The 22,699-nt window shown below is 44.1% G+C and carries 18 protein-coding genes; 13 read left to right on the plus strand and 5 right to left on the minus strand.

Annotated features, from left to right (window positions below; all coding sequences use genetic code 11):
• Complete coding sequence (locus ACYQ4O_RS05285) at positions 1–630, minus strand: hypothetical protein (RefSeq protein ID WP_460174975.1); 630 nt, start codon at positions 628–630, stop codon at positions 1–3.
• 186 nt (positions 631–816) lie between these two features.
• On the opposite strand from ACYQ4O_RS05285, the gene mpl reads away from it, so the two are divergent.
• The 5 genes from mpl (at position 817) to mgtE (ending at position 7,384) form a co-directional block, all read left to right on the plus strand.
• Complete coding sequence (gene mpl, locus ACYQ4O_RS05290; RefSeq protein ID WP_460174976.1) at positions 817–2,178, plus strand: UDP-N-acetylmuramate:L-alanyl-gamma-D-glutamyl-meso-diaminopimelate ligase; 1,362 nt, start codon at positions 817–819, stop codon at positions 2,176–2,178.
• Positions 2,171–2,752, plus strand: coding sequence for a YqiA/YcfP family alpha/beta fold hydrolase (locus ACYQ4O_RS05295; protein WP_460174977.1), 582 nt, complete (start codon positions 2,171–2,173; stop codon positions 2,750–2,752). Before mpl ends, ACYQ4O_RS05295 begins: the two co-directional genes overlap by 8 nt.
• Positions 2,753–2,780: 28 nt before the next feature.
• The gene (locus ACYQ4O_RS05300; RefSeq protein ID WP_460174978.1) at positions 2,781–4,781 is read left to right on the plus strand and encodes a ribonuclease catalytic domain-containing protein; all 2,001 of its coding nucleotides are present in this window, start codon (positions 2,781–2,783) and stop codon (positions 4,779–4,781) included.
• Positions 4,782–5,066: 285 nt separating this feature from the next.
• Positions 5,067–5,888 (plus strand): shikimate dehydrogenase, encoded by an 822-nt coding sequence (gene aroE, locus ACYQ4O_RS05305; RefSeq protein ID WP_460174979.1) that lies wholly within the window; start codon positions 5,067–5,069, stop codon positions 5,886–5,888.
• Between the two features lie 38 nt (positions 5,889–5,926).
• Positions 5,927–7,384, plus strand: a complete 1,458-nt coding sequence (mgtE, locus tag ACYQ4O_RS05310) for a magnesium transporter (protein ID WP_308513013.1) — start codon at positions 5,927–5,929, stop codon at positions 7,382–7,384.
• A gap of 117 nt (positions 7,385–7,501) precedes the next feature.
• Here mgtE and ACYQ4O_RS05315 read toward each other — a convergent pair whose 3' ends face one another.
• Positions 7,502–7,714, minus strand: a complete 213-nt coding sequence (locus ACYQ4O_RS05315; RefSeq protein WP_308513012.1) for a TOBE domain-containing protein — start codon at positions 7,712–7,714, stop codon at positions 7,502–7,504.
• Positions 7,715–8,163: 449 nt separating this feature from the next.
• Between ACYQ4O_RS05315 and ACYQ4O_RS05320 the strand changes: the two genes are divergently transcribed.
• Positions 8,164–9,333: a histidine-type phosphatase gene (locus ACYQ4O_RS05320; protein WP_460174980.1), complete on the plus strand. Its 1,170-nt coding sequence runs from the start codon at positions 8,164–8,166 to the stop codon at positions 9,331–9,333.
• Between the two features lie 62 nt (positions 9,334–9,395).
• On the opposite strand, the gene ACYQ4O_RS05325 is transcribed toward ACYQ4O_RS05320, so the two are convergent.
• From ACYQ4O_RS05325 to ACYQ4O_RS05335, 3 genes are all read right to left on the minus strand, one after another.
• Positions 9,396–10,358: an NAD(P)-dependent oxidoreductase gene (locus ACYQ4O_RS05325; RefSeq protein ID WP_460174981.1), complete on the minus strand. Its 963-nt coding sequence runs from the start codon at positions 10,356–10,358 to the stop codon at positions 9,396–9,398.
• Between the two features lie 43 nt (positions 10,359–10,401).
• Entirely contained in the window at positions 10,402–11,091 is a 690-nt protein-coding gene (locus ACYQ4O_RS05330; RefSeq protein WP_066593767.1) for a Crp/Fnr family transcriptional regulator, read from the minus strand.
• Between the two features lie 135 nt (positions 11,092–11,226).
• A complete protein-coding gene (locus ACYQ4O_RS05335; RefSeq protein WP_066593765.1) occupies positions 11,227–12,717 on the minus strand; it encodes an FAD-dependent oxidoreductase in 1,491 nt (496 codons plus the stop codon).
• 265 nt (positions 12,718–12,982) lie between these two features.
• Between ACYQ4O_RS05335 and ACYQ4O_RS05340 the strand changes: the two genes are divergently transcribed.
• From ACYQ4O_RS05340 to ACYQ4O_RS05370, 7 genes are all read left to right on the plus strand, one after another.
• A complete protein-coding gene (locus ACYQ4O_RS05340) occupies positions 12,983–15,556 on the plus strand; it encodes a sensor histidine kinase (RefSeq protein WP_460174982.1) in 2,574 nt (857 codons plus the stop codon).
• Complete coding sequence (locus ACYQ4O_RS05345; protein WP_308513007.1) at positions 15,553–16,263, plus strand: response regulator transcription factor; 711 nt, start codon at positions 15,553–15,555, stop codon at positions 16,261–16,263. The genes ACYQ4O_RS05340 and ACYQ4O_RS05345 overlap by 4 nt, the downstream gene beginning before the upstream one ends.
• Before the next feature lie 169 nt (positions 16,264–16,432).
• The gene (locus tag ACYQ4O_RS05350; RefSeq protein ID WP_460174983.1) at positions 16,433–17,716 is read left to right on the plus strand and encodes a citrate transporter; all 1,284 of its coding nucleotides are present in this window, start codon (positions 16,433–16,435) and stop codon (positions 17,714–17,716) included.
• A gap of 50 nt (positions 17,717–17,766) precedes the next feature.
• A complete protein-coding gene (locus ACYQ4O_RS05355) occupies positions 17,767–18,981 on the plus strand; it encodes a hypothetical protein (protein WP_460174984.1) in 1,215 nt (404 codons plus the stop codon).
• Between the two features lie 10 nt (positions 18,982–18,991).
• Positions 18,992–19,987, plus strand: coding sequence for an asparaginase (locus ACYQ4O_RS05360; RefSeq protein ID WP_460174985.1), 996 nt, complete (start codon positions 18,992–18,994; stop codon positions 19,985–19,987).
• Between the two features lie 155 nt (positions 19,988–20,142).
• The gene (locus tag ACYQ4O_RS05365) at positions 20,143–21,336 is read left to right on the plus strand and encodes an MFS transporter (protein ID WP_308513002.1); all 1,194 of its coding nucleotides are present in this window, start codon (positions 20,143–20,145) and stop codon (positions 21,334–21,336) included.
• A gap of 342 nt (positions 21,337–21,678) precedes the next feature.
• Entirely contained in the window at positions 21,679–22,515 is an 837-nt protein-coding gene (locus ACYQ4O_RS05370) for a transglycosylase SLT domain-containing protein (protein ID WP_308513001.1), read from the plus strand.
• Positions 22,516–22,699: the final 184 nt, after the last annotated feature.

Below are 22,699 nucleotides of genomic sequence, written 5' to 3' on the forward strand. Positions count from 1 at the left end.
TTATTTAGTTTTATCGAGAATTTTTGCAAGATCTTCAATTGTGGCAAACTTGAAGCTTTCTTCTTCGATTTGCCATCGATCAGGAAGTTTGTTTTGCTTTTTCTTTCCTGGCTGGCGAGCGTCGTAGACGCGTAATACTACCCAGACAGAGATGTGTTGATCGCGAAGTACACCGTTTCTCAATGAAGGTGCTTCGACAACTAGTTCTTCAACCGGATCTCTTTTAGTTCTTGCTTCCACAGGATAAGACTCAAAATCAATATTTCTATCCAACAAGAATAACTCTACTTCTTTAGGATCGTCCGCAGCCAGATCGATATAAATATTAGAGAATTTATCTGCGCATCCGTTGAGAACACCTTTGGTTAAAAGCGGAGAGTATTGCTCTAACTCCTTCATGACCGTTAGAGCCATCAACCGAAGCTCCCTTAGACGCTCTTTATGTCCTTCCGGATCAAAAATTGCGTAATGTTCCCTTAGTGCCGTCTCGATTTGTTCATCCGACGGAAGCATAGAAGTGGAAAGATGCGGATTACTTTCAAGTATTTCGCTTCTGGCTTCGTTCCAAGGAAGCCCTTTTTCGGCGATTATGCCGGCAGCAAGGGCTGCATATTTATTAGGCTGAATCACGGTGTCCTTAGATTTTTATGAAAACGTAACAAATTCTAGGCGCTCAGAATGCCGCAAAACCAAGAAAAAATTATTCTGAGCTGTCTGACGTCTAAATCGTTACCAAATTTCTTATGTATAGTCTTGAGACTAAAGAGCGCCTCGATCTATAGTTCTTTGATTACGAGATAGATGTTCGGAGAAATTGTGCATATTCATATTGTTGGTATTTGCGGGACCTTCATGGGAGGAATTGCTCAGCTGGCCAAATCCCTAGGTATCAGGGTCAGCGGGTGTGATGCAGCTGTTTATCCACCGATGTCAGATCAGCTTAAGGAAGCTGGAATTGACCTCATCGAGGGCTACGATCCTGAGCAGTTAAAGTTAAATCCTGACTTGTATATTATCGGTAATGCTATCTCTCGAGGAAACCCTCTTCTTGAAGCTATTCTTAATTCAGGAGCTCCGTATACTTCAGGGCCTCAGTGGCTCGCAGAAAACATTTTGTGGAAGAAGAAAGTTTTAGCTGTTGCGGGTACACATGGTAAAACCACTACAAGTTCCATGCTGACTTGGATTTTGGAAGAAGCTGGTTTGAATCCAAGCTTTTTAATTGGGGGAGTTCCTAATAATTACCATCGTTCTGCACGTTTGACTGACTCAGAATATTTTGTAATTGAAGCAGATGAATACGACACGGCATTCTTTGATAAGAGAAGCAAGTTTGTTCATTACCGCCCCTGGGTGGCTATTCTGAACAACCTTGAATATGACCATGCCGATATTTTTCCGAATATCCAAGCAATTCAAAGACAGTTCCATCATTTAGTCAGAACTATTCCATCGCAGGGAAGAGTGATTTACAACGGCGAGTCCGAAGCTCTTAAAGAAGTATTAGAAATGGGGCTCTGGACGCCGGCTGAATCTTTCGGTACTTCAGATTCAGACAATTGGCAATTAAAAGATCATGAAGGTTCGCGATTGTTCGCCGGTTCTAAGGAAATCGGGGAAGTTCCTTCTCCGTTGCCCGGACATCATAACCGGATGAATACAATTGCCGCAGTAGCTGCGGCAGCTGCAATCGGAATTTCTGCTGTCGATGCTTTGCATCATATGGAATCCTTTGAAGGTGTAAAACGCAGACTGGAACTTAGAGGAACGGAAGACGGAGTCAAAGTTATTGATGATTTCGCCCATCATCCAACTGCCATTGAAGAGACTCTTAAGGCACAAAGAAGCGTCCAGAGAGAGGGAAGAATCATTGCGGTGCTTGAACCCCGGTCAAATACGATGAAACTTGGAAGCATGAAAGACAAACTTCCCGGATCATTGGAGTTGGCCGATGAAGTTGTCTGTTTCCAATCTCCTGCAGTGCATTGGGATGTGGCAGAAGCTCTCAAGCCGCTTGGAAATAAAGCTAAAGTCTTTAGTCATCTTGAGGAAGTGGCCGAAGCAGCAGTGAAGACTGCCGAGCCGGGAGATACAATTTTGGTAATGAGCAACGGAGGTTTCGGCAATATTCACGAAAAACTTCTGAAAGCTCTCCGACAGAGGTCTGCTAATGAATAGCACAACTATCTATATTCATGGATTTCTTTCTTCTCCGTATTCCAATAAAGGAAAGATTCTGGCGCAAAGGCATCTTCAAAGAGGAATTCCTTTTATTGCTCCGGAAATTTTTGTAGGACCGAAGAAAGCCGCCGAGATAATTATGGCTGCCGTAGATCAGGTTCAAACGGACGATTTTTGTTTTATCGGTTCATCGTTAGGTGGTTTTTATGCCACCTGGGCAGCGGAAAAGTTCGGTAAAAAGGCAGCTCTTTTAAATCCTGCCGTTCGTCCTTGGCTTTTTATGGAGGACAAAGTCGGGGTGCACTATGTGGAACAAACCGGTGACAAAATCGTTGTCTATCCGGAGTACGAAGAAGAGTTAAAGGCATTAGCAGTTAACCGTCTTAAAACTCCTGCTAATTATTTGACAATCTTGGGCGATAAGGATGAAGTGCTCAATTGGCACGATGGTGAGGAGTTTTACCATGGGACTAATGTCAAGATTGTGCACGGAGCGGACCATAGACTCTCAGAGTTTGATTCTCTTGCAGATGATGTTATGAATTTTCTTCATGGCGGGATCTCCAGGTAAGATCTGCTTTCTCAAAGAAAGGACGATAATGAATTTATTTTTCGAAGAAGACGGTGCTTTTAAGGCAGGAGTCATTCTGAACGCGACGGATGCTGCATATCAGATTGAATTACCGACAGGAAAAAGAATAAAAGTTAAGAAATCGCATAGTTTTTTTGAATTTTCCGCCCCTTCTCCTCTCGAATTTATTCAGCAGGCTCAGGCTGTAGCTGAAACTATTGATTTAGATTTGCTTTGGGAGTTCGCTGCAGCTGAAGAATTTACTTATCAGGATGCTGCAAGGGAATATTTCGGGGAAGAAGCCGGCAAGCTTGAACAGGCCGGAACTCTTTTCCGTCTTCATGCCAATCCCGTCTACTTTTATAGAAAAGGTCGAGGAAAATACAGAGCAGCTCCCGAAGAGACTCTCAAACTTGCTCTGGCGGCAATTGAAAGAAAGAGAAAGCTGGACGAACAAAAAGATGCTTACGTCAAGGAACTTCTCGAAGGCCGAGCTCCCGAGGCTATCGCTGCTCAGGCAATTCAGCTTTTGTCTAAGCCCGACAAAAACTCTATTGAGTGGAAAGCGCTGAAAGAAGCAACCGACATTAGAAGCTGTTCTCCTCTAAGACTGCTTTTAGAAGTAAAAGCGATTCCTAACGCATGGAGATACCACGTAGAGAATTTCTTTTCAATTAACTTTCCTAAAGGAAAGGAATTTCCGAAGACCTTACCGGAACCTCAAAAGGAAAGTTTTGAGGATCTTCCTCTTGCAGACGGCCAAGCTTTTTCGATTGACGATTCCAACACAACTGAAATTGATGATGCGGTTTCCGTGACACCCGTGGGAGACAACAGAACCAAGCTAGGCATTCACATTTCAGCGCCCGGTCTTGGAATCTTGACTGACTCTGAAGTGGATAAAGCTGCACGAGAAAGAATGTCTACTGTGTATGCTCCCGGTCTGAAGACGACGATGCTGCCGAAAAGCTGGGTTAAAGCCTTTTCTTTGGATGAAGGAAACATTTGTCCGGTTTTATCTTTGTATGCTTTAGTAGATAACGAGACGTTCGAAGTAGTCGTGACGGAAACACGATTAGAGAGAATTAAAATCGCCGCCAACTTGTGGTACGACAAGATTGAAAGCCAAGTGACAGAAGAGGCTGTCCGAGACAACACTTTGGACATACCGTTCGGTAAAGAAATGTCTTGGGTTTGGCACTTTGCAAAACATCTTCAGCAAAAACGCGAAGAAGTTCGCGGGCGCCCTGAGCCGGTAGGAAAAATTGATTGGTATTTTGATCTGAAAGGCGAAGATGAAAACGCAACTGTTGAGCTGAAGGGCAGAAAACGCGGTGCTCCCCTTGATTTATTGGTGGCTGAGGTAATGATTTTTGCCAATGCTTCTTGGGGTGAGTGGTTGGAGAAAAAGAAGGTAGCCGGCATATACCGCAGTCAGAGAATGGGCAAGGTTAAGATGACTTCCGTTCCGGGACCTCATGACGGCATCGGTGTTGAGTACTACGCTTGGTCGACTTCTCCGCTGCGACGGTATGTTGACATGGTCAATCAACGTCAATTGATAGCTGCCGTGAGAGAGGAGAAACCTCCGTTTAAATCTAATGATCTGGATTTATTCAGCATTATTTCCAACTTTGATACGAAATACACTGCTTTTAATGACTTCCAAACTCGAATGAACCGTTATTGGTCTTTGCGCTGGATTGAACAGGAGAAAATCGAAAACATTAAAGTCACCGTTGCTAAGGGAGATTTGGTTCGCTTAGAAGGTTTGCCAATGATGCAAAGAGTACCGGGACTTCCGGAGTACCCCCGAGGACAAAACCTTCTTATGAGAGTAGTAGGTGTCGATTACATTGAGCTTGTTCTCGAATTGCGCTTAGTTGAAGTTTTGGATCAAGAGGATGCTGAAGATTTACCGGAGGAAGAACTCGTCGAAGTTGAGGAGCCTCAAGAAAATCCGGAAAATCCGACCCCTGAGACTAACTCCAATGATTCGGAGCAACCAAAATCCAATGAAGCAAGTTAAGAGATTTCTTCTTTTGGGAATTCAAAATGGTTTCTGAAAGAAATTTCTACATATTCAAAGTAATGCATTAAGGCTTCATAAATTAAAAATAGATGCGCTTTACCCCTTGATAGTCAAGGGATAATGCCCGCGGAATGACCCCGCGGGTTTAATTTTGCGCGGAGGATCTTTTTTGCTCTATAGGTATTAAATTTTTCATAAGAAAAATTAGCTATTGAGCCATCCCATGAGAGTGTTATTATTTGGGAAAAAGAAACTTTAAAAATTTTTAAGAAAGGGAAAAACATGGGTAAAGAATCAAAATACGCCGTAGTCGGTAACCCCGTGGCCCACAGTTTGTCACCGGAAATTCATGAAGCCTTTGCTAAACAGTTTGGCGACAATATTTCTTATGAAAAAATAGAAATTCCATTAGGAGAATTTGAAAGTTACATTGAAGATCTGATCTCAGAGGGATATAAGGGCGTCAATGTGACCATTCCTTTTAAGGTAGATGCCTATCGTTTTTCCACTAAAACGACGGCCTATGCAAGACAAGCAACTGCCGCTAACACTCTCAAATTTGAAGGAAATAAGGTTCTCGGAGAGAATACCGACGGGATTGGTTTTGTTCAGGATCTAAAAGGGCGCCTGAATTTTTCTTTGAAAAATAAGAATATTTTGATTTTAGGTGCCGGCGGAAGTGTTAGAGGGCTGCTTCCGGTCATTCTTGACGAGCTTCCTAAAAAGATTTCAGTTGCCAATCGTTCGGTTGCCCGCGCCCAGCAGCTCGCCGATGAATTCGGAATCCAAAGTATTTTGTACGATGAGACAGGTTCTGAACAATACGATCTTATTATCAATGCCACTCCTGCAAGCCTTCAGAATAAGGCTCCTCTAATTCCGGCAAACGCCTTTGAAGATTGTGAACTAGCTTACGACCTGGTTTATGCTGCTGATCCGACACCGTTTATGCAAGTTGCAAAAGAAGGTGGCGCAAAAGTTACATCTGACGGCCTGGGAATGCTTGTCGAGCAGGCCGCTGATTCTTATAATTTCTGGCTTGGACATCGGCCCGAAACGACGCCGGTCTATGAATATATTAGGAAACTGTTAGCGAAAAAATAGAAATGTGAGAGACCAGGTGTCTCTTTGAGGAGTGAAGCTTGAGCCTTCAAGAAAACACTATTGGCTTGGCCCAGGATGAAGAGATTACAGCACGTGACCCCGAAGCAGCGGCACGTGCTTTGGCGCTTGTCCAACAGTTAATCGAAGAAGGCGAAGAGGCCGAGGATAGAAAAGATCTGAAAGACAGAGAGGCCATTCGGCTCGATCTTCGAGATACTCTATCTGAGCTGCATCCTGCTGACGTTGCTTACATTCTTGAAGCTCTTCCTCTTGATGAACGTCTGATTGTCTGGGACTGTGTCAGGTCCAGTCAAGACGGTGAAATTCTTGTTGAGGTCAATGAAGCGGTTCGTGAAACCCTTATTGATGCGATGAACAAGGACGAGCTTGTCGATGCCGTTGAAAAGTTGGGCACTGACGAGATTGCGGACCTTGTTGAAGACCTGCCGCCGGACGTTGTTGCTGAGGTTCAGGAAGGTCTTTCTCACGAAGAGAGAGCACAGCTGCGGGCTGCAATGAGTTACCCGGAAGATTCCGTGGGTGCCCGTATGGACTTCGATATCGTCTCAATTCAACAAGACGTTACGCTCGATGTCGTTCTTCGCTATTTACGCCGTTTAAAAAAACTCCCCGATCACACTGACCAAGTGTTTGTAGTGGACAGAGATGAGAGATTAATGGGAACTCTTCCGGTTGATCGAATTCTTACTCATGCTCCCGATCAGTTGGTTAAAAATGTAATGGTTGCCGACGTTTTGACACTTTCTCCTTTGGAAGATGTCGGAGATGCGGCATCTGCTTTCGAACGTTATGACCTCGTTAGTGCACCTGTAATTAACGAAAGCGGCAGATTGGTAGGTCGTTTGACCGTTAATGAAGTCGTCGACATCATTCGTGAAGAAAGTGATGAAGAAGCTTTCGGTGCCGTCGGTTTGGATGATGACCAAGACTTGTTCGAATCCATTTGGTCATCTGCAAAAGCCCGCTGGATTTGGCTTGGAATAAATTTGTTTACGGCATTCTTTGCATCCCGAGTGATTTCTGCATTTGACGGAACAATCGAAAAGGTTGTGGCTTTGGCCGCTTTGATGCCGATTGTTGCAGGTATTGCCGGAAATTCCGGTAATCAGACATTAACTCTGCTCGTTCGTTCTTTAGCGACAGGCCAGATTACAGAATCAAACCAGTTGGACGTTATTAAGAAAGAAGTTTTAGTTGCTCTTATCAACGGATTTATCTGGGGAATTATCGCAGGGCTTTTTGCTTGGGCTCTTTACTACAACTCTCCGGACGGCAAACTTCTCGGCCTGACGATGTTTATGGCGATGATGCTGAATATGCTAATGGGTGCCGTTGTAGCTATTCTTGTTCCGCTCACTCTTAAAAAATTAGGAAGAGATCCGGCATTAGGCGGCTCGGTTCTTCTTACTTTCATCACTGACTCCGGCGGCTTCTTTATTTTCTTAGCCTTGGCTACTTATATTTTCAGCGTGTAATGCTATTTTGGCTGAGAATCGAATTTGGCTCTCACAGAAGTAAGTTCTGAAAAAGACAAAGCCTCCCGAAGGAGGCTGATACGCTTTAGCGCATTAATTCTCTGAGGTGAGAATTAATTAGTTGTCTGTGCCAACCATAACGTTAGAAGCCTTGATCACAGCGTAAGCTTTTTTGCCAACTTCGAGGTTAAGAGACTTGGCAGAAGTAGAAGTGATAGAGGAGACTACCTGTGTGCCGCAGGGGAGTTCGATAGTGACTTCTGTGGAAACAGGGCCTTCTTTGATGGAAACAACTTTACCTTCTAAAACGTTACGTGCAGATAATTTCATTTGAAACTCCAATGTGTTAATTGAAATAATTAAGTGAGAGAAATCTTAATTGACACATAATGAGCAAGCAACATTTTAGGCCGTTATTTCTCAGAAGAATATTTTTAGTTATAAAGTTTTCTAACTGCGTTATTCTATTAGGGAACTCTTGGGTATCAGTGCTTGCGAAAGAGAAGCACGCTTCTGCAAGAGTTGGAAATTGAATAACGGATTGACAGAAAAAATGTAATGAGCCTGTTTGAAAAAAATGATACATTCTCCGCTTGTTTCTAAGGGTATTTCCTAAGATTTAAAACTAATGATTCATTTTCCGTTATTCGAAGCAAGAAAAGCTTCTTAATTAGAACTCTACTTGGTTGACTATTTCTGATTAACCGATTCGGTTGGTTTTAAACCGAAAACTGTTTTCCACGCTATATATTCTTCTTAATAACCTCCTGGAGTGGATGATGAATAATAAGTGGGCCTATCTAGTTTCTGCGTTAGTTATATCTGTATGTAATTCCAGTTTTTCTCAAGAGCCGATTCCAGGAACACCGGTTTATGAAGAGCTGGAGAAAGTTGTAGTAGTTTCCAGACACGGAGTTCGATCCCCGACTCAGTCTGCTGAAACGCTTGCTTCATGGAGTTCTCGTCAATGGCCAAATTGGGGAGTAGAAAAAGGGTATTTGACCCCAAGAGGATATAGATTGGTTAAGGGAACGTGGAAACAAAACAGCAAAATAAGCCCATTCGTTTTTAGTCAATGCCCAAATCCGAATGAAGTCGAAATCATTGCGGACGTAGACGAACGAACAATTAAAACAGCTGAGGCTATAAGCGAAGGCTTATTTCCACAGTGTGGAATAAAAGTCAAAGTTACTTCTGCAAAACATTCGAAGCTGTTTTCCCCTCTTAAAGCCAAGGTTTGTAAGATTAAACATCCAGATTCTTTAGCTGAGAAACTGACCCAAAACTCTAAAGGCGTCTCTGAGGTCTACGCTCAAGAGATATCTCTATTAAATAAAGTTACCGAAGGCAATTTTTCCGGCGAAATGGTAGGTCATGCTAGTAAACATAAAGTTGGCTTGAGTGGGGGGCCTTACTATGGTTCAAGCTTTACGGAAATTTTGGCTTTGGAGTGGGGACAATGGCCTGACCAACTCCCGGGCTGGGGTCAGATGCCCTGGACCGAGATACTGAAAGTTATGCCTTTACGAGTTGGCGTTTTCTCAATTCTTAACCGAGATATGGAAGTGGCTCGTTACAAAGGATCGGCTCTAGGAGCGAAGATTATTGAGTCATTAGAAAAAGCAGACGGTCCTAAATATACTTTTTTAGTCGGGCATGACACTAACTTGGCTAATCTCGGCGCTTTGTTTGACTTGAACTGGAAGCAACCGGACAGAATGAGAAATGAGAATGTTCCGGGAGGCTATTTGACTTTCGAAAAGTGGAAAGTTGGTGATAAGGAAGAGATCCGGGTTTCCTACTCAGCTTTAAGTCCAGAGCAAATGCATGCATCCGAAGTAACGCTTCCTCCGGTAGAAACTCAGATCCTTTCTAAAGGGGTAGAGTTTTCTCAGTGGGTAAGACACTATCGCGGTCGATTAGATAGCCGCTGTATAGCAAACGACTGATTTTTTCAAAAACTAATGCAAAATCCTCCTCTCGATGCATATGGTCAAGAGGAGAATTTACGTTAGCGAACTCCTTTGATGACCAGGTATTTGTCGTCGAGAGTTCCTTGTAGATAATTCAAAACATTATCAACGGCAGCGATGTTCATCTCAGCAGAATTTTCTACGGTAGAAGAAGCCGTATGAGGAGTGAGGACTGCAGTCGGACAGTCAGCAAGAGGTGAGTTCGTGCAAGGCTCGGTGGGAAATACATCCACCGCAGCGGCTCCAAGTTTTCCGGACTTTAATGCGTCTGCTACTGCAAATTCGTCGATAACGGGACCTCTGGCAATATTGATCAAAATCGAGCCGGTCTTCATCTGATCTAATTTGCTCTTGTCGATTAGATGAAAAGTCGAATCGGTTAAAGGAACATTCAGAGAAAGAAAGTCTCCCTCTCTAAGGAGGGTCTCTTCATCAACATATTTGACGCCGTAAGTTTTTTCATCCTTGAGATTCGGATGACGGCAGTAGTAGATTACATTCATTTTGAAAGGAACGGCTCTTTTAGCGATTTCTTTTCCAATTCCTCCGAAGCCATAAAGAGCTAAAGTTTTACCTTTAGCACCCGGTACCAGTGTTGGTTTCCAAACATGTTCATGCATCGATTTGTTTTGGGCATCAATTCTTCTGGCGAAATAAAGGATGTAGGCCATAACATGTTCGGCTACGGCACCTTCGACAAAGCCGGTAGTTCGGGTCAGGCCGATGCCGAGCTCTTTGAGAGCCTTCAAATCTATTGCATCGTATCCAATACCGTTTCGAGAGATCAATTTGAGTTTGTGCAGTCGTTTGAGGAGGCTTGGTGAGTAGGTTTCCGTACCGGCGATGATGATATCTGCATCTTTAACTGCTTCGTACAGGATATCTTCGCTGACCCCTGCACCCAAGGCAGGTCCGCTGTATTTCCATGCATTCAGTCCTGCTTCTTTAAGCTTGCTGAGAGCTGTTTCTGTGAAATTTAATGTTGTAATAACTACATTCATTTTTTTATGCTTCTCCAAAGGTGAGGGAATGCTGGCCGAAAAATTACTTAACCCAATCGTACATATTATCGAACAGTGAAGACATCACATACACAGTGCGTCCGCTCTTTTTCAGAAGACCTTTAGACGTCCAATCCGAAAAGAGTCTGCTTACGGAGACACGAGTCAAATTTACGACGGAACCGTACTGCTCGTTCGTTAAGTCGAGAGGAATCCGAATCCAAGAATTTGGCGGGATAGGTTTTTCATAGCTGATTAGAAGAACTTTGAGTAAACGCCTGAGACGTTCTGCCGGCTCCAATGTGAAATTAGCCACCATGGCCTCTATTGAACATTCTTGTTTGAAAACCACATGTTTGGCGTAATCAAGACTGAATTCAGAATGTTCAAGCATAAATTTGGAAATCAAATGAGGATGCATCGCCAAAACTTCGCAAGGGCCGATTGCGCGGGTCGTTACATTGACTTTGGTTTCAGTCAAAGCGGATAAATCACAGGCAGATCTCCCTGGAATTAATAAGTTGAGAACGCTTGGGTGACTTTTATATCTGTCAGCGATGTAGTAGGCGGCCGCTCCTTTAGTTATCAGGAATAGTTTGTTGTTTTCTCCGCGGCTTTTAAGCAGCTGACCTGACTTATAAGTGAGTGGAACTCCATACTGGGAGAACAGCTCAGCGACTTCTCGCGGTTCCTTCGGAGGGATCCAGGGAAGGGCATGAAAAATTTGACGCATTTGTTTCTTATTTCAATATTGGACGGGTCAATTTTTTCACGTGCACCAAGTTTTGAAAAGTCGGTATTACACCGTTTCAGCTAAAACAAAAGCCGCCCGAGGGCGGCTTCCGTTCAGTTCAGGAGAAACTATTTTTTATTTCTTGCCGATATTGTGATCTTTGACAGCACTTTCTGCAGCGATTCTGCCGGAGTTAACAGCAAAACCAATGGTAGAGCCGGCCATCAAGAGGTCATAAGAGTCACCGTACATACCGCCCACGTCGGAACCTGCTGCGTAGAGGTTAGGAATAACTTTATCCTTGTCGGTGACGACTTGGAGACGATCGTTAACTTTGATGCCGCCGAGTGTACCGAGAGAGGAGGCAACGCTCTTGATTGCGTAGAAAGGACCTTCTTTAACCGGGAAGATGTACTGCGGATCTTTAGCGAAGAGTGCGTCATGGCGAACTTCTGCAGCATTGTTGTATTGTTCAACGCTGGCTTTCAGTTTTTCAGGATCCATGCCGGTCTTCTTGGCCAATTCTTCCAATGTATTGGCTTTTACTGCCCAACCTGCTTTTTCAGCTGCCGGCCATTCTTCTTCGAATTTGGTGAGTTTTGCTCCGATTGGAACCATTACGCCAACGCCCTGAACGATACCGTCATGTTTCATGGAGTTGAGGTTCTTGTTGTCATAAACTACCCACATTTGGCCGCCGATTCTTTCAAGAGCGTTTCCGGCTGCGGGCCAGTCGCCCATAATTGTTTCGTCGCAGAAACGATCTCCGCCCGGTGTCAGCCAAAGATGAGGCTGCTTAGCAGTGGCAGAAACGTGGTTTGTCGTTCCTACTCCTCTTGGGCCCGGACGATAAGACTGCTGAACATCCAAGCCTTCTTTACCGCCCCCGGCAGACCAAGCCATCTGAATACCTACACCGTTTTTACCGGACTGTGCCAATCCGTCAGTATTTGGGAAACGTGTGTACTTTTTCATCATTTCGGGGTTGTCAGCGAAACCGCCGGTTGCGATGATGACGGCTTTCGCATTGACAGTAACTGTATTGCCGTCTTTGTCTTTTGCAATAACGCCGGCAACCTTACCGTCTTTCATAAGGAGTTTTTCGGCAGGAGTGTTGAAAAGGACTTCAACACCGTAATCGCTCTTTGATTTCTTCTGGAAGAGGTTAATCCAACCGGCTCCGCGGCCTTCATAAATATGCCAAGTGTAAAGACCGCCTGGATAGTTTGTTGTAAGTTTTTCAAACTTAACGCCGTGCTTGATCATCCAGTCAACAGTGTCAGCGGATTTGTCAACGATAGCTCTTACGAGACGAGCGTTGCTTCTCCAGTGACCATAGTTCATGATCTTCTTGAAGGTTTCGTCCTTTGTAAGAGGAATATAGTAATCACGCTGCATCTTTGTACCAACAGCGAAGATACCTTCAGAGAAGTTGCCTGTACCGCCCGGGAGTCCTTTCTTTTCTAATCCGACGACTTTAGCGCCGAGTTCGCCTGCTGCGAAAGCAGCTGCTGTACCGGCGGCGCCTTGACCGACGACAACGATGTCAGTGTCGATAACTTTGTCGGCGGCATATGTCATTGTGGACAACGTGGCTAAAACGGCAATAGTGAGCAGTTTTTTCATTTATCTAGTCTCCTTGGAATTAAGTGCTAACAGCAATAACTCTTTGAATCATCGAGCTAATTTTGCTAATCACCATGAGGAGTATTTTGCTCCGAGTAAGCTTGTTTTGTCCGTAACCTTCTTTACACGAAAAAGGGTAGGACTGTATCTCGGGATACATTTTCGGGGTAATCACCAGAAAGGTTGCAAGTGAATAAAAATGAGAAGGACACTTACCAAAAGATTTTCACTATGCAAAAATGGCGAAAAAAGAGGATTTTACAAAATGCCTTCTCCCAATCCTAGTTTCTCAGTTCCATTGCCTACCACTGTAAAAGTCCGAGTGGAAGAGCAGATGATCCAGAAAGATTTCCGCGGTTATTTGACCCGAGCAATTACCTGGACAGCGTTAATGCCATTGTTTATGCTGGCTTTCATGCACCTGAATCAGATTCAAAGAGAAAATGAGGAAAATGATGTCAGGCAGATAGCAGTAATGGAGCAGCTAGGAAGGCAGCTTTCGAATGAAATCGAAACTATCCGTTCATTTTTGGATTCAAGTTTGGATTCACTATCAATTCATTTACAGAATCCTAAAAGCTATTTTAAAGAGTGGGCTCAGACTAGAGTTACGCGTCAGACATCGTTTAATTCTCTTTTCCTCGTCCCAACTCAAGAGGATTCTCGCGACAAGACTATTAGTCTTCAGGAGCCGGAAAGTCTCGGCCCCGAAGATGAAAGAATATTTCATTTACTTCGTCAAAAGTTCCGATACGCCAAGAGCGACTTTGAATTTTATAAATATACGGGAGGTGCTCACCCGCAGTATTGCTTTGGTTCTCCCGTGAAAGAGGAGCTACGTCTCCAAGGTTATTGGCTGACAACTTGCGTCTCTGAAAAATATTTTTCTGAAGTGTTCGATCATATTATCGGTCTCGAACCGTTCTCTATTCAGCTTCTCGACAGTTCAGGACAGAGTTTCTTTCAGAAGCCTATCAAAAGAGAGAACTTTACATTTTCCCCTCTAGGGGGAAAAGACTTCTACAAAGAGGCTACTGAAAAAATAAAAAATTCCCCGGCCGTTTGGAGAACAGACAAGAAAAGAAATGAAGCCCAAGTAATAACAGCCATGAAAGTTTCTCCGGGTGATCTTCTTTTAGCTGTGGGTCAGCCTCTGGCAATTCGAGATAGACAACTTCTTTCATCACTAACGACTTCAGGTATTTTCCTGTTGGTAGCAATTCTCGCAGCCTTTGTGGTTGGGACTGTCTTAGGAAGACAGCTCAACGAAGCGGTTCATAAGTTGATTGAGCAGTTCAGCGCATTTGAGAAAACCGGCAAAATTTCTCAAATGGACGACGTGTTTAAAGAGACTGCGCCTTTAGAGTTGCAGCTTCTTTCAACTAAGTTCGAAGAAATGGCGGCCACAGTTCTAATGAGCCAAAAAAGGCTTGAATCTGTTAATGAAGCATTGAGTGAGCAAGTTGAAAGACGTACCGCTTCTTTAAACCAAAGAAAAGAAGAGTTGAAGAGTCTGCAGCTGCTATTAGCTCCTCTGGAGGACTCGGTAGACGTTGTTATCGCAAAAACTATTAATCGATTCAAAGATATTTTTTCTATTCCTACCCTTTTCTTTTCCAAGGAGATGCTTACAGATAGTGTGTTTCAGTACATCTCTGTAAAAGCCAATGACGGAAGCAGATTGGGTTATTTATATTTTGATTGCGGACAAGGAAATGCTTCATCGTTTGCTTCCGGTCCTCTTCTAAGGCTTGCCCATTCCATTGCAATTGTTATGGATAACCAAGAAATGTATTCTTCCTTGAAAACCTCAGCCTCCCGTTTTACGGCTTTGATGGAATCAATGACTGAGGGAGTTATCTTGGTGGGAAAGACAGGAAGCCTTCTTTATGGGAATAAAGCAGCTCGACGCCTTTTAGGATTGATGCCGGAACAGGAAGTTCCAAATTTTGAAGAATTATTTTCTTCTCTATTCCGTTCGTCAGAACTTGGAGAGGAAGGTTTCGACAAACAAGAAGAGCGTCCTCGAAGATATTCAAGCACAACGGATTCTGATTTTTTCATTGAAACATCGGCTTTTAACGTTCCCGGCTTTTACGGGTTTTCCGGAAGACGCCGCGGTCTCTTAATAAGAGATATATCTCAAGATATAGCAATGGAAAGGATGAAAAAGAACTTGGTCTCGATGGTTGCTCACGAGTTAAAAACTCCTGTGACAACAATGAGACTTCAAGTCGAGACTCTTCAACGGCAGCTTATCCAAAGAGATACTGAATTTGCTCATGAATTGCTCTCGGAGATGCTAGAAGAGAGTTCAAGACTGCAGCGCCTGGTTGAAGATTGGTTGGATATGTCTCGAATAGAGGCAGGCTCCATTGTTCTCCGTCCCAAGATTTACTCCGTTAGACGCCTTCTTGATCAGGCTATCGGCGCCGTCAGCCAACATTATCCCGAATTAAAAATCACAACCCAAATCCAAGAAGGTGCAGAATTTTTAAAGGCAGACAAAGACAGACTGATTCAAGTATTTATCAATATCTTTGGTAACGCGGCGCGCTATCGATCGAAATTGGAGCCGGTTTGCCATGTAACGGTTCGTCTGGTAAAAGAAGAAATAGAAATTGCTTTCCAAGATAACGGAATAGGAGTAAAGGAGAACTATCTCTCGAAGATATTCGATTCTTTCTATCAAGTAGAAATGGGTGCGGATAGAAAAGTGGGAGGAACTGGGTTAGGCTTAGCCATTTGCCGCGGCATTATGGCTGCTCACGGCGGCAGAATTTGGGCTGAAAGAAATAAAGGAACAGGGACTACTTTTAAGTTGAGGTTGGCAGTATGAATCCAAATAATTCTTTGATTCTGGTGGTTGATGATGAAACAAAGATCAGAAGACTGATTAGCACTAATCTGGCTTTTGAAGGATTCGACGTCGTCCAGGCAGAAGACGGGAAGCGAGCATTGGAGGTTTTTAATCACTCTTTAAATAAACCCGATTTGATTCTTCTTGATTTGATGATGCCGGAAATGGACGGGATGGCAATGTTAAAGCAATTAAGAAAGTACTCAGACGTTCCCGTCATTATTCTTTCAGCAAAAGATGAAAGACCCACGATTATTGAAGGTTTTAGAGAAGGAGCCGACGACTTCATTTCTAAACCGTTTTACATCCAAGAACTTTTGGAGAGAATTCGAGCCGTGCTTCGCAGAAGCCAAAGAGTGAAGCCAGTGCAAAGGCCAGCTCAAGAAGTTTTGGTAAGCGGCAATTTGTCTCTTAATCTTTCTCAGAGAGACTGTATGGTCGGCGACGAACACGTGAAGCTGACAGACAGAGAATTCCGATTACTCTTTGAATTAATGAAACATCCGGGAGAAGTTTTAACCCACGAAAGACTGTTGAGAACAGTTTGGGGGGACGAATACATAGGAGAAGTTCAGTACTTAAGGGTTACATTTGCTCGAATTCGAAGAAAGCTCGAGCAAGCCGGTTTGACGAGGGATGTGATTGGAGCATATTCGAGCGTCGGATACCTTCTCCTGGAAGAATAACTCTTCGGCAGTAAATCATTATTTTTGTCCATCTTTCTTGGTTAGGCGTAATTACTGAGATTTAGCAATTTTTTTGCAATATTTTTAAAAGTTTTGTTATTGAGCTGCAATGCGATCTTGAGATCATTTTCTTGAGGGAATCTCAAAACTCAAATCCTTTGGAGAAAAAATGACAACTCAAATCGTCATAGCTCAATGCATTATGGTATTGACGCTAATAGTTATGATTACAGGCCTAACGCCTATTTACATTACTGCTATTACCGGTGCGGCTATTTCCGCCATTGTTGCCGGCTTCCCGCTCGCGGGAAGTGCCCCGGTCACCGTCGCAAAAATGATTAACTCCGGCTTGAATCCGGTTATTGCAGATATGACGGGCATCCTGCTCTTTATCGGTATCATGCAGGCCACCGGTTTCTTGGATGTTATCGTTCGCGATATCGTTCGTGTTGGAAATAAAATTGGCGGGGGCCCCGGTGTCTGTACCGCCGGAGGTATTGCTGCCGGATGTATCGGTGCTTTAACCGGTTTTACACAGCCGGTTATCACTGCTGTGATTACAGGTCCTGCTGCTGTGCGTTTAGGCGTTGATCCGAACAAGGTCGCCGGTATTCAGGGCCACGCAGGCCATATTGGCAACTTGGCCGGCTTTACACATCCAACTCAGGTAGCAATTCTGGCGACTGCGGGTATTGGTTACGGTTTATTCAATGTTCTCGGCTTAATTGCGGCTCTTTCAATTTTCTTCATGTCCTGCCTTCGTGTTGTCCGTGACATGCACAAGCGCGGTGTCACTATTTCTGAAGAAGACAGACTGGCAGTCATGGCCGAGATTAACAATAAAGAGTACAAGACCACCTCCTTCCGAGCTTTTCTCCCATTCATTGTTTTAGTGGTTGGTTTCGTACTTGGCTTGCCTATCTTCTTAGTAGGTTTGGCCTCAGCATTGGTCGTGATGGTTCTTGCCCATAAGGATATGAAGTCCTCCGAACAGACCATGATGCAAGGTGTTGGACTTATTGCTACTCCGTTGGTTGCAACTATCGGCTTCTTATTCATGAGCACGGTTATTAAGCAGATTGGTTTGGCAGATACGATTTCTACATTTGCAGCTCCGATGCTTTCGTTCTCTCCGATCCTGATCATGTTCTGCGTATCTTTTGTTACCGGCTTCATGACTCAATCTTACGGAGCATCCGTTGCTGTAGTTATTCCTTTCCTCCAAGTAGTACTCGCTTCAGGTGCTGATCCTTTTGCCGCTGCTTTCGCTGCTGCATCCGGTGCATCTTTGATTCAATACTTCTTAACAGGCGGTCCGGTTGCAGCTCTGGCTACAGTTATTCCTGTTGTACCTGGCTCAGCTCTTAAACCAGCTAACTTGTTCCAAAGACCTTCCATTCTCTTTGGTTGCTTCGTAGCACTGTGCATTTCCATGGCACTTTCTATTCTCTAATTTTGAAATAGGCGAGGGATTTGATATCTCTCGCCTTTTTGGGAGCGTCAATGATTAAATTAATTAAAGAGGGCAAAGCCGAGCTGGGAATTGTGGGACACGCCGGATGCGGTCATGCAAATAGCCATCTTGGATTTATTCAGGACGATTCAGGAGGCTTAAGTGCAGTGACTGCGTTGCTTCAGAGAGCAACGGGCATTGATTTGGAAATAGTAGAAATAAACGTTAAAACCGGGCGTCAAGACGCCTATTTTGAAGTTAAAACCAAGAGCGGAGGGACAGGGAGGGCATTTGCCAGAAGAGGTATTACAGCTTTTGAAAAAAGACTTTCTTCTTATGCTCTCGGAAAACAAGCTATAAATTCTCAAGCTATTGCATGCGAAACTTTTGGAAGAATTCTTGGGCAAGGTGCCATGGAAGTTCCGGTTGCTTTTCAGACAGCAGTGGCAAATGTTGCCATGGATAGCTTTTTGCAGCAGTATCCCGACTTTTTCTTTGCCTCGGATGAAGAAGTCGAAGGCAATTGCGGCAAAGTCATTGGAACCAGATTAAACATTAACGGCATTAACGTTTCAGTAATGGGCCTGTCTAACGCTTCCATCGGAGGACTAGGGCCAAATGAAGACATTGAAGGTAATGTTAACCTCTTTGGCAAGTTTGAGCTGATGCAAAAGCTCGGGCTTGATGGTTTGCCTTCGTTTGTAATCGAAGGAAAAGTTTGTGCACAACCTGTGTCATCAGAAATTACTAAGCCTACTTTCCTTATCAGAGGAAACGAGGAACATGACAACTCAGTGGTTGCAGAATGTCTTTTGAAGGGTGCCGAAAATCTAGGTTACCCAGCAATTTATCGTCCTGAGCTGCTGCGCAGATCTGAGAATGCCATGGAGTCCCTCACCAAAGAGCAAGGAGAGTACATTCAGGAACTCGGGAAGAAGTTTTCAGTCGCCACTACTTCCTTTGAAAAGGTAAAGATAGCTGCAGAACTTAATAGATTTGCGAGTGAAGACTTAGGTGGAACGACTTTCATGTCTAACTCTATCCATAAGGTAATGGGCGGAGTGGGCTGTATTCCCGGAACCAGCTGTGTATTAAGCTTATTTATTCCGAACAGCCAGTTAGAACAAGAAGTGCTTCCTACGCTTTCCTTAGATGATGTAGACAGATATGTAAATTTAATCATTGAAGGAATCGAAGTTTTAAACGGAAGAAAACAAGAAGCGTCTGTGCGCTTAGCTGAGATCAAGAAACAATTCAATCTATAAGGAGTTAAGAATGAGCGGAAAGAAGAAAGTTATCGTATTTACAACCGGTGGCACAATTGCCATGAAATACGATCCTAAGGTTAATGGTCTTGTTCCTGCCGTGAGCGGAGAAGATTTGGCAGCAGCTGTCCCGGGTTTAGACAAAGTCGCTGATGTTGAAGTGCGTGAGTTTTCCAATATCGCTAGCCCGGGAATGACTCCCGAGATGATGTTCCAGCTTTCAAAAATGATTAATAAAGCTTTAGAAAGCGAGGAAGTTGCAGGCGCCGTAGTTACGCATGGTACTGACACAGTGGAAGAAACTTCTTATATGCTGGATTTGCTTCACCAAGGCGAAAAGCCAGTTGTACTTACCGCTGCAATGAGAGGTGCCGGAGACACCAGCCCTGACGGTCCCGCAAATATCTATTGCGCAGTAAAGACAGCAGCTAGCGAGGAAGCTAGAGGGAAGGGCGTGATGGTCCTCCTCAATGAAACTATTCATGCAGCCGGCCAAGTCCGCAAAACTCATTCTGCCAATCCTGCTACTTTTGCCTCTCCATGGTGGGGACCCATTGGTTACTGCGATGTGGACAGAGTTGTATTCAGAAGAGAACCATTGAACCGTCAAACCTTTGCTCCTAAAGCTCTCACGGCACGCGTTGATATCGTACCGGCCCAGACAGGTATCGGCCGAGATTACATTGATTACGCTGTCGCAAAAGGCTGCAAAGGCATCATTGTTGAAGGATTCGGCAGAGGAAATATTCCGCCGATGATGGTAGAAGGAATTAAAGACGCAACGGATAAAGGTGTTGTAGTCGTCATAACTACCCGAACTCACGGAGGCCGTCCTTACCAGGTCTACGCTTATCCGGGTTCCGTCACTGACAGCAGAAACAAGGGGGCTATCCGCGGAGGAGAAACCTCAGCTGCGAAAGCTCGTCTTAAATTAATGGTTATCTTGTCCGAGAAACCAGAGTTAGCAGGAAATAGAGAGGAATTGGAAAAACTCATGGACGTATAGAAAAGATTTGACATGAAATCCTAGCTTTTGTTTTTAAGCAGCCGGCCATTTTGTATGACCGGTTTTTTTTTGGAAAGAAGGATATCGGGTTTTACCGTACAGCTCATAACTAATCTAGAATATTTCGCTGAATACAGAGAAAGAGAGGATGAGCGTTGAAAGGGAAAAGTTACTTTTGGTATGCATACAGCTTTTCGACGTTAGGGCGTTTTGTCCATGGGATGGCACTGTCATGGGTGGTATGGACGCTTACTCATTCGCCTATATGGCTAAGTGCAATCGCATTGCTTTCTGCTCTGCCGACTCTTCCGCTTGCTCCCTTGGCCGGGCAAGTAGCCGACCGTTTTCATCGACACAAAATTCTTTTAGTTACTCAGACTTTGGGTTGCTGTGTTGCGGCAATAACGGCTTTCTTGGCTTATCACAATCATTTGACTCCAACTATCTTGGCCGTATTAGCTTTGTGTTTCGGAATAATCAGTTCCGTTGACGGTCCGGCTCTGCACTCAATGTTGGTCGAAAGCGGAGAAACCGTCTCCCAAGCTGTAGCCCGTCAATCGCTGATTATGAACGTAGCACGTTCTTTTGCACCTTTATTAGCAGTTGCAATTATTGAGTCAGTCGGCAACAGCTGGTGCTTTGCCATGAATGCGATTTGCTTTATCCCGATGATCTACATCATGGCCGTGGTCCGCATTCCGAATGCAACGACACAACAGGAAAGAGAAGAAAGCACGGGGATGACGTCCCGACAACTTTTTGCTAAGTACCAAGTACTTAAAGAAGTTTTGCCTCAGGTTGCCTGTCTTTCCATATTAGTGATGCCGTCTGTTGCGCTTTTACCGGCTATTTCATTGAAAGGTTCTGAGCTGGTAAGTTTCGGTTCTATGTCTTCCGGTTTGGGGTTTGGAGCAGTAGCTGCTGCCGTGCTCATGCAGAAAAACAAGCGAATCATTAATCACGTCACCACTGTCTGGATGGGCGGGTGGATCACTTGTATCGGTTTTGCCGTACTTCCGGCACTGGAGTCTTTAGGTTCCCAATGGATTTGCGCTTTAGTTGCCGGCGCCGCATTAACTTTTTCTTTGGCGGCTGCTAATAACGCCGTTCAGCGTAAAGCTCCCAACATTTATCGGGGACGGTTTTCTGCCATGTACTTAGCCGTGATGCTGGGACTTGTTCCGGTAGGACAATTGATTTTGGGTCTCTCGGCAAAGTTTTTCGGGGCAGAACTTGCTGTACGCGGTTGTTCAATTATTGCAATGGTATTAATGGTTCTGTTCGCTTATTTGTCCTCTGAAAGCAGTGGTGGCGGAGAAGAAGAACCTCTCAAAAAGGACACCAAATAAAGGCGGATATCGAATGGAGATTGCTTGTGTCAGAAGGATTTTTGACAAAGCTATAGTATTACTAAATTGCTAACTTGGATTTTGCAGGCTTGAGCAAGATAGAAAGGTAACCGTGTTCGACAAAATGTAAATATATTTAACAACCTCAAGAACCCAAAATGGCCAATTTTTTTCTCAAGATTTTGGATTGAACCTACTAAGGTCAAAGGTTGAAGGAAAAATTTCAAGAGGAAAGCATCCCCAATTTAGGCGTCACATTTAATTGCATCTGCCTACACAATTTCACTTAATCATTGCTTCTCATTGGTTTTCAAGAGAAAAACCCTATGAGATAATTTTTAAATGATTGATAAAAATACACTATCCGAAGGAGCCGGTGTTGTGACAGCTGGTCGCCGTTGGTCAAAAACAATGAGCGCAGCCGTCAAGTTTCGCAAGTTTGTTCTCGTGGCAGCTGGTTTTTGTCTTCTTACCTACTACATAAACTCGCTTTGTGTGGAGGCACCTGCTACTGAGGCTAACTCAGAGGCGGCTAGTCAAAAGGTCCTTTCTTATTTGAATTTGGATCTGGAGCCGTTTGTTGCTCAAGAAAATGAAGAAGACAGATTGTCTGTCATTCAAGAGCGTGCTGTATCTTTCATATCAAAATACTTTACTAAAGCAAAGGAACAAGATATTAAAGAAGCGGTAGCTCAGGCTTTCATTACCGGAAAGAAATACGACATTGACCCTTTGTTGATTCTGTCAATTATTGCTATTGAATCTTCTTTTAATCCGAATGCTAAAAGTGCTGCAGGAGCTAAAGGTTTGATGCAGGTTCATGTGCGTGTGCATACTTCGAAATACAAACGTTTTGGAGGTCTGAAAGCAGCCAACAATATTGAGGCTGGAATTGAAGTAGGCACTGAGATTTTACGAGAGTACATCAACAAAACAGGTTCACTGGCTAAAGGTCTGAAATTCTACGTTGGCGCCGCAAATCATAGAACTGACAAGGGCTACGGGAATAAGGTCTTGGTGATGAGAGACAATCTTCGTTATGCGATTTCCGGAGATGTTTCGACGGCGTTAAAAATGGCGAGAAGCGGGAAGAGGGTTCTCCCGGCTAATGAAACTAAACACTTGGCTTCATATTCCACTCACATCAATCCTGATGGTAGTGTGAGTGCTACAAATTAATTTTTCTAACCACATTTTTCAAGAGCTTTTCTTCCGCGAAGAAAAGCTCTTATAGCATGTGCGCCCAGCAGGGCGTCTCTCTATAGGGTGCAAATCCCGAACCTGCCCGATGAGGGGAAAGGTTAGCGACTCGGCAAGGGTTCAACGGCGACGTTGAATCTGAAGGAAGCTGATAGCAAAATGC

It is taken from the genome of Turicimonas sp. TL08 (genome assembly GCF_054660695.1).

Bases quoted from the DNA above. Each gene is read 5' to 3' on its own strand.
- ACYQ4O_RS05320 (WP_460174980.1), top strand. From the start codon at position 8,164: ATGAATAATAAGTGGGCCTATCTAGTTTCTGCGTTAGTTATATCTGTA.
- ACYQ4O_RS05360 (WP_460174985.1), top strand. From the start codon at position 18,992: ATGAGCGGAAAGAAGAAAGTTATCGTATTTACAACCGGTGGCACAATT.
- ACYQ4O_RS05340 (WP_460174982.1), top strand. From the start codon at position 12,983: ATGCCTTCTCCCAATCCTAGTTTCTCAGTTCCATTGCCTACCACTGTA.
- ACYQ4O_RS05355 (WP_460174984.1), top strand. From the start codon at position 17,767: ATGATTAAATTAATTAAAGAGGGCAAAGCCGAGCTGGGAATTGTGGGA.
- aroE (WP_460174979.1), top strand. From the start codon at position 5,067: ATGGGTAAAGAATCAAAATACGCCGTAGTCGGTAACCCCGTGGCCCAC.
- ACYQ4O_RS05350 (WP_460174983.1), top strand. From the start codon at position 16,433: ATGACAACTCAAATCGTCATAGCTCAATGCATTATGGTATTGACGCTA.
- ACYQ4O_RS05300 (WP_460174978.1), top strand. From the start codon at position 2,781: ATGAATTTATTTTTCGAAGAAGACGGTGCTTTTAAGGCAGGAGTCATT.
- ACYQ4O_RS05315 (WP_308513012.1), bottom strand. From the start codon at position 7,714: ATGAAATTATCTGCACGTAACGTTTTAGAAGGTAAAGTTGTTTCCATC.
- ACYQ4O_RS05325 (WP_460174981.1), bottom strand. From the start codon at position 10,358: ATGAATGTAGTTATTACAACATTAAATTTCACAGAAACAGCTCTCAGC.
- ACYQ4O_RS05335 (WP_066593765.1), bottom strand. From the start codon at position 12,717: ATGAAAAAACTGCTCACTATTGCCGTTTTAGCCACGTTGTCCACAATG.
- ACYQ4O_RS05345 (WP_308513007.1), top strand. From the start codon at position 15,553: ATGAATCCAAATAATTCTTTGATTCTGGTGGTTGATGATGAAACAAAG.
- ACYQ4O_RS05330 (WP_066593767.1), bottom strand. From the start codon at position 11,091: ATGCGTCAAATTTTTCATGCCCTTCCCTGGATCCCTCCGAAGGAACCG.
- ACYQ4O_RS05370 (WP_308513001.1), top strand. From the start codon at position 21,679: ATGATTGATAAAAATACACTATCCGAAGGAGCCGGTGTTGTGACAGCT.
- ACYQ4O_RS05295 (WP_460174977.1), top strand. From the start codon at position 2,171: ATGAATAGCACAACTATCTATATTCATGGATTTCTTTCTTCTCCGTAT.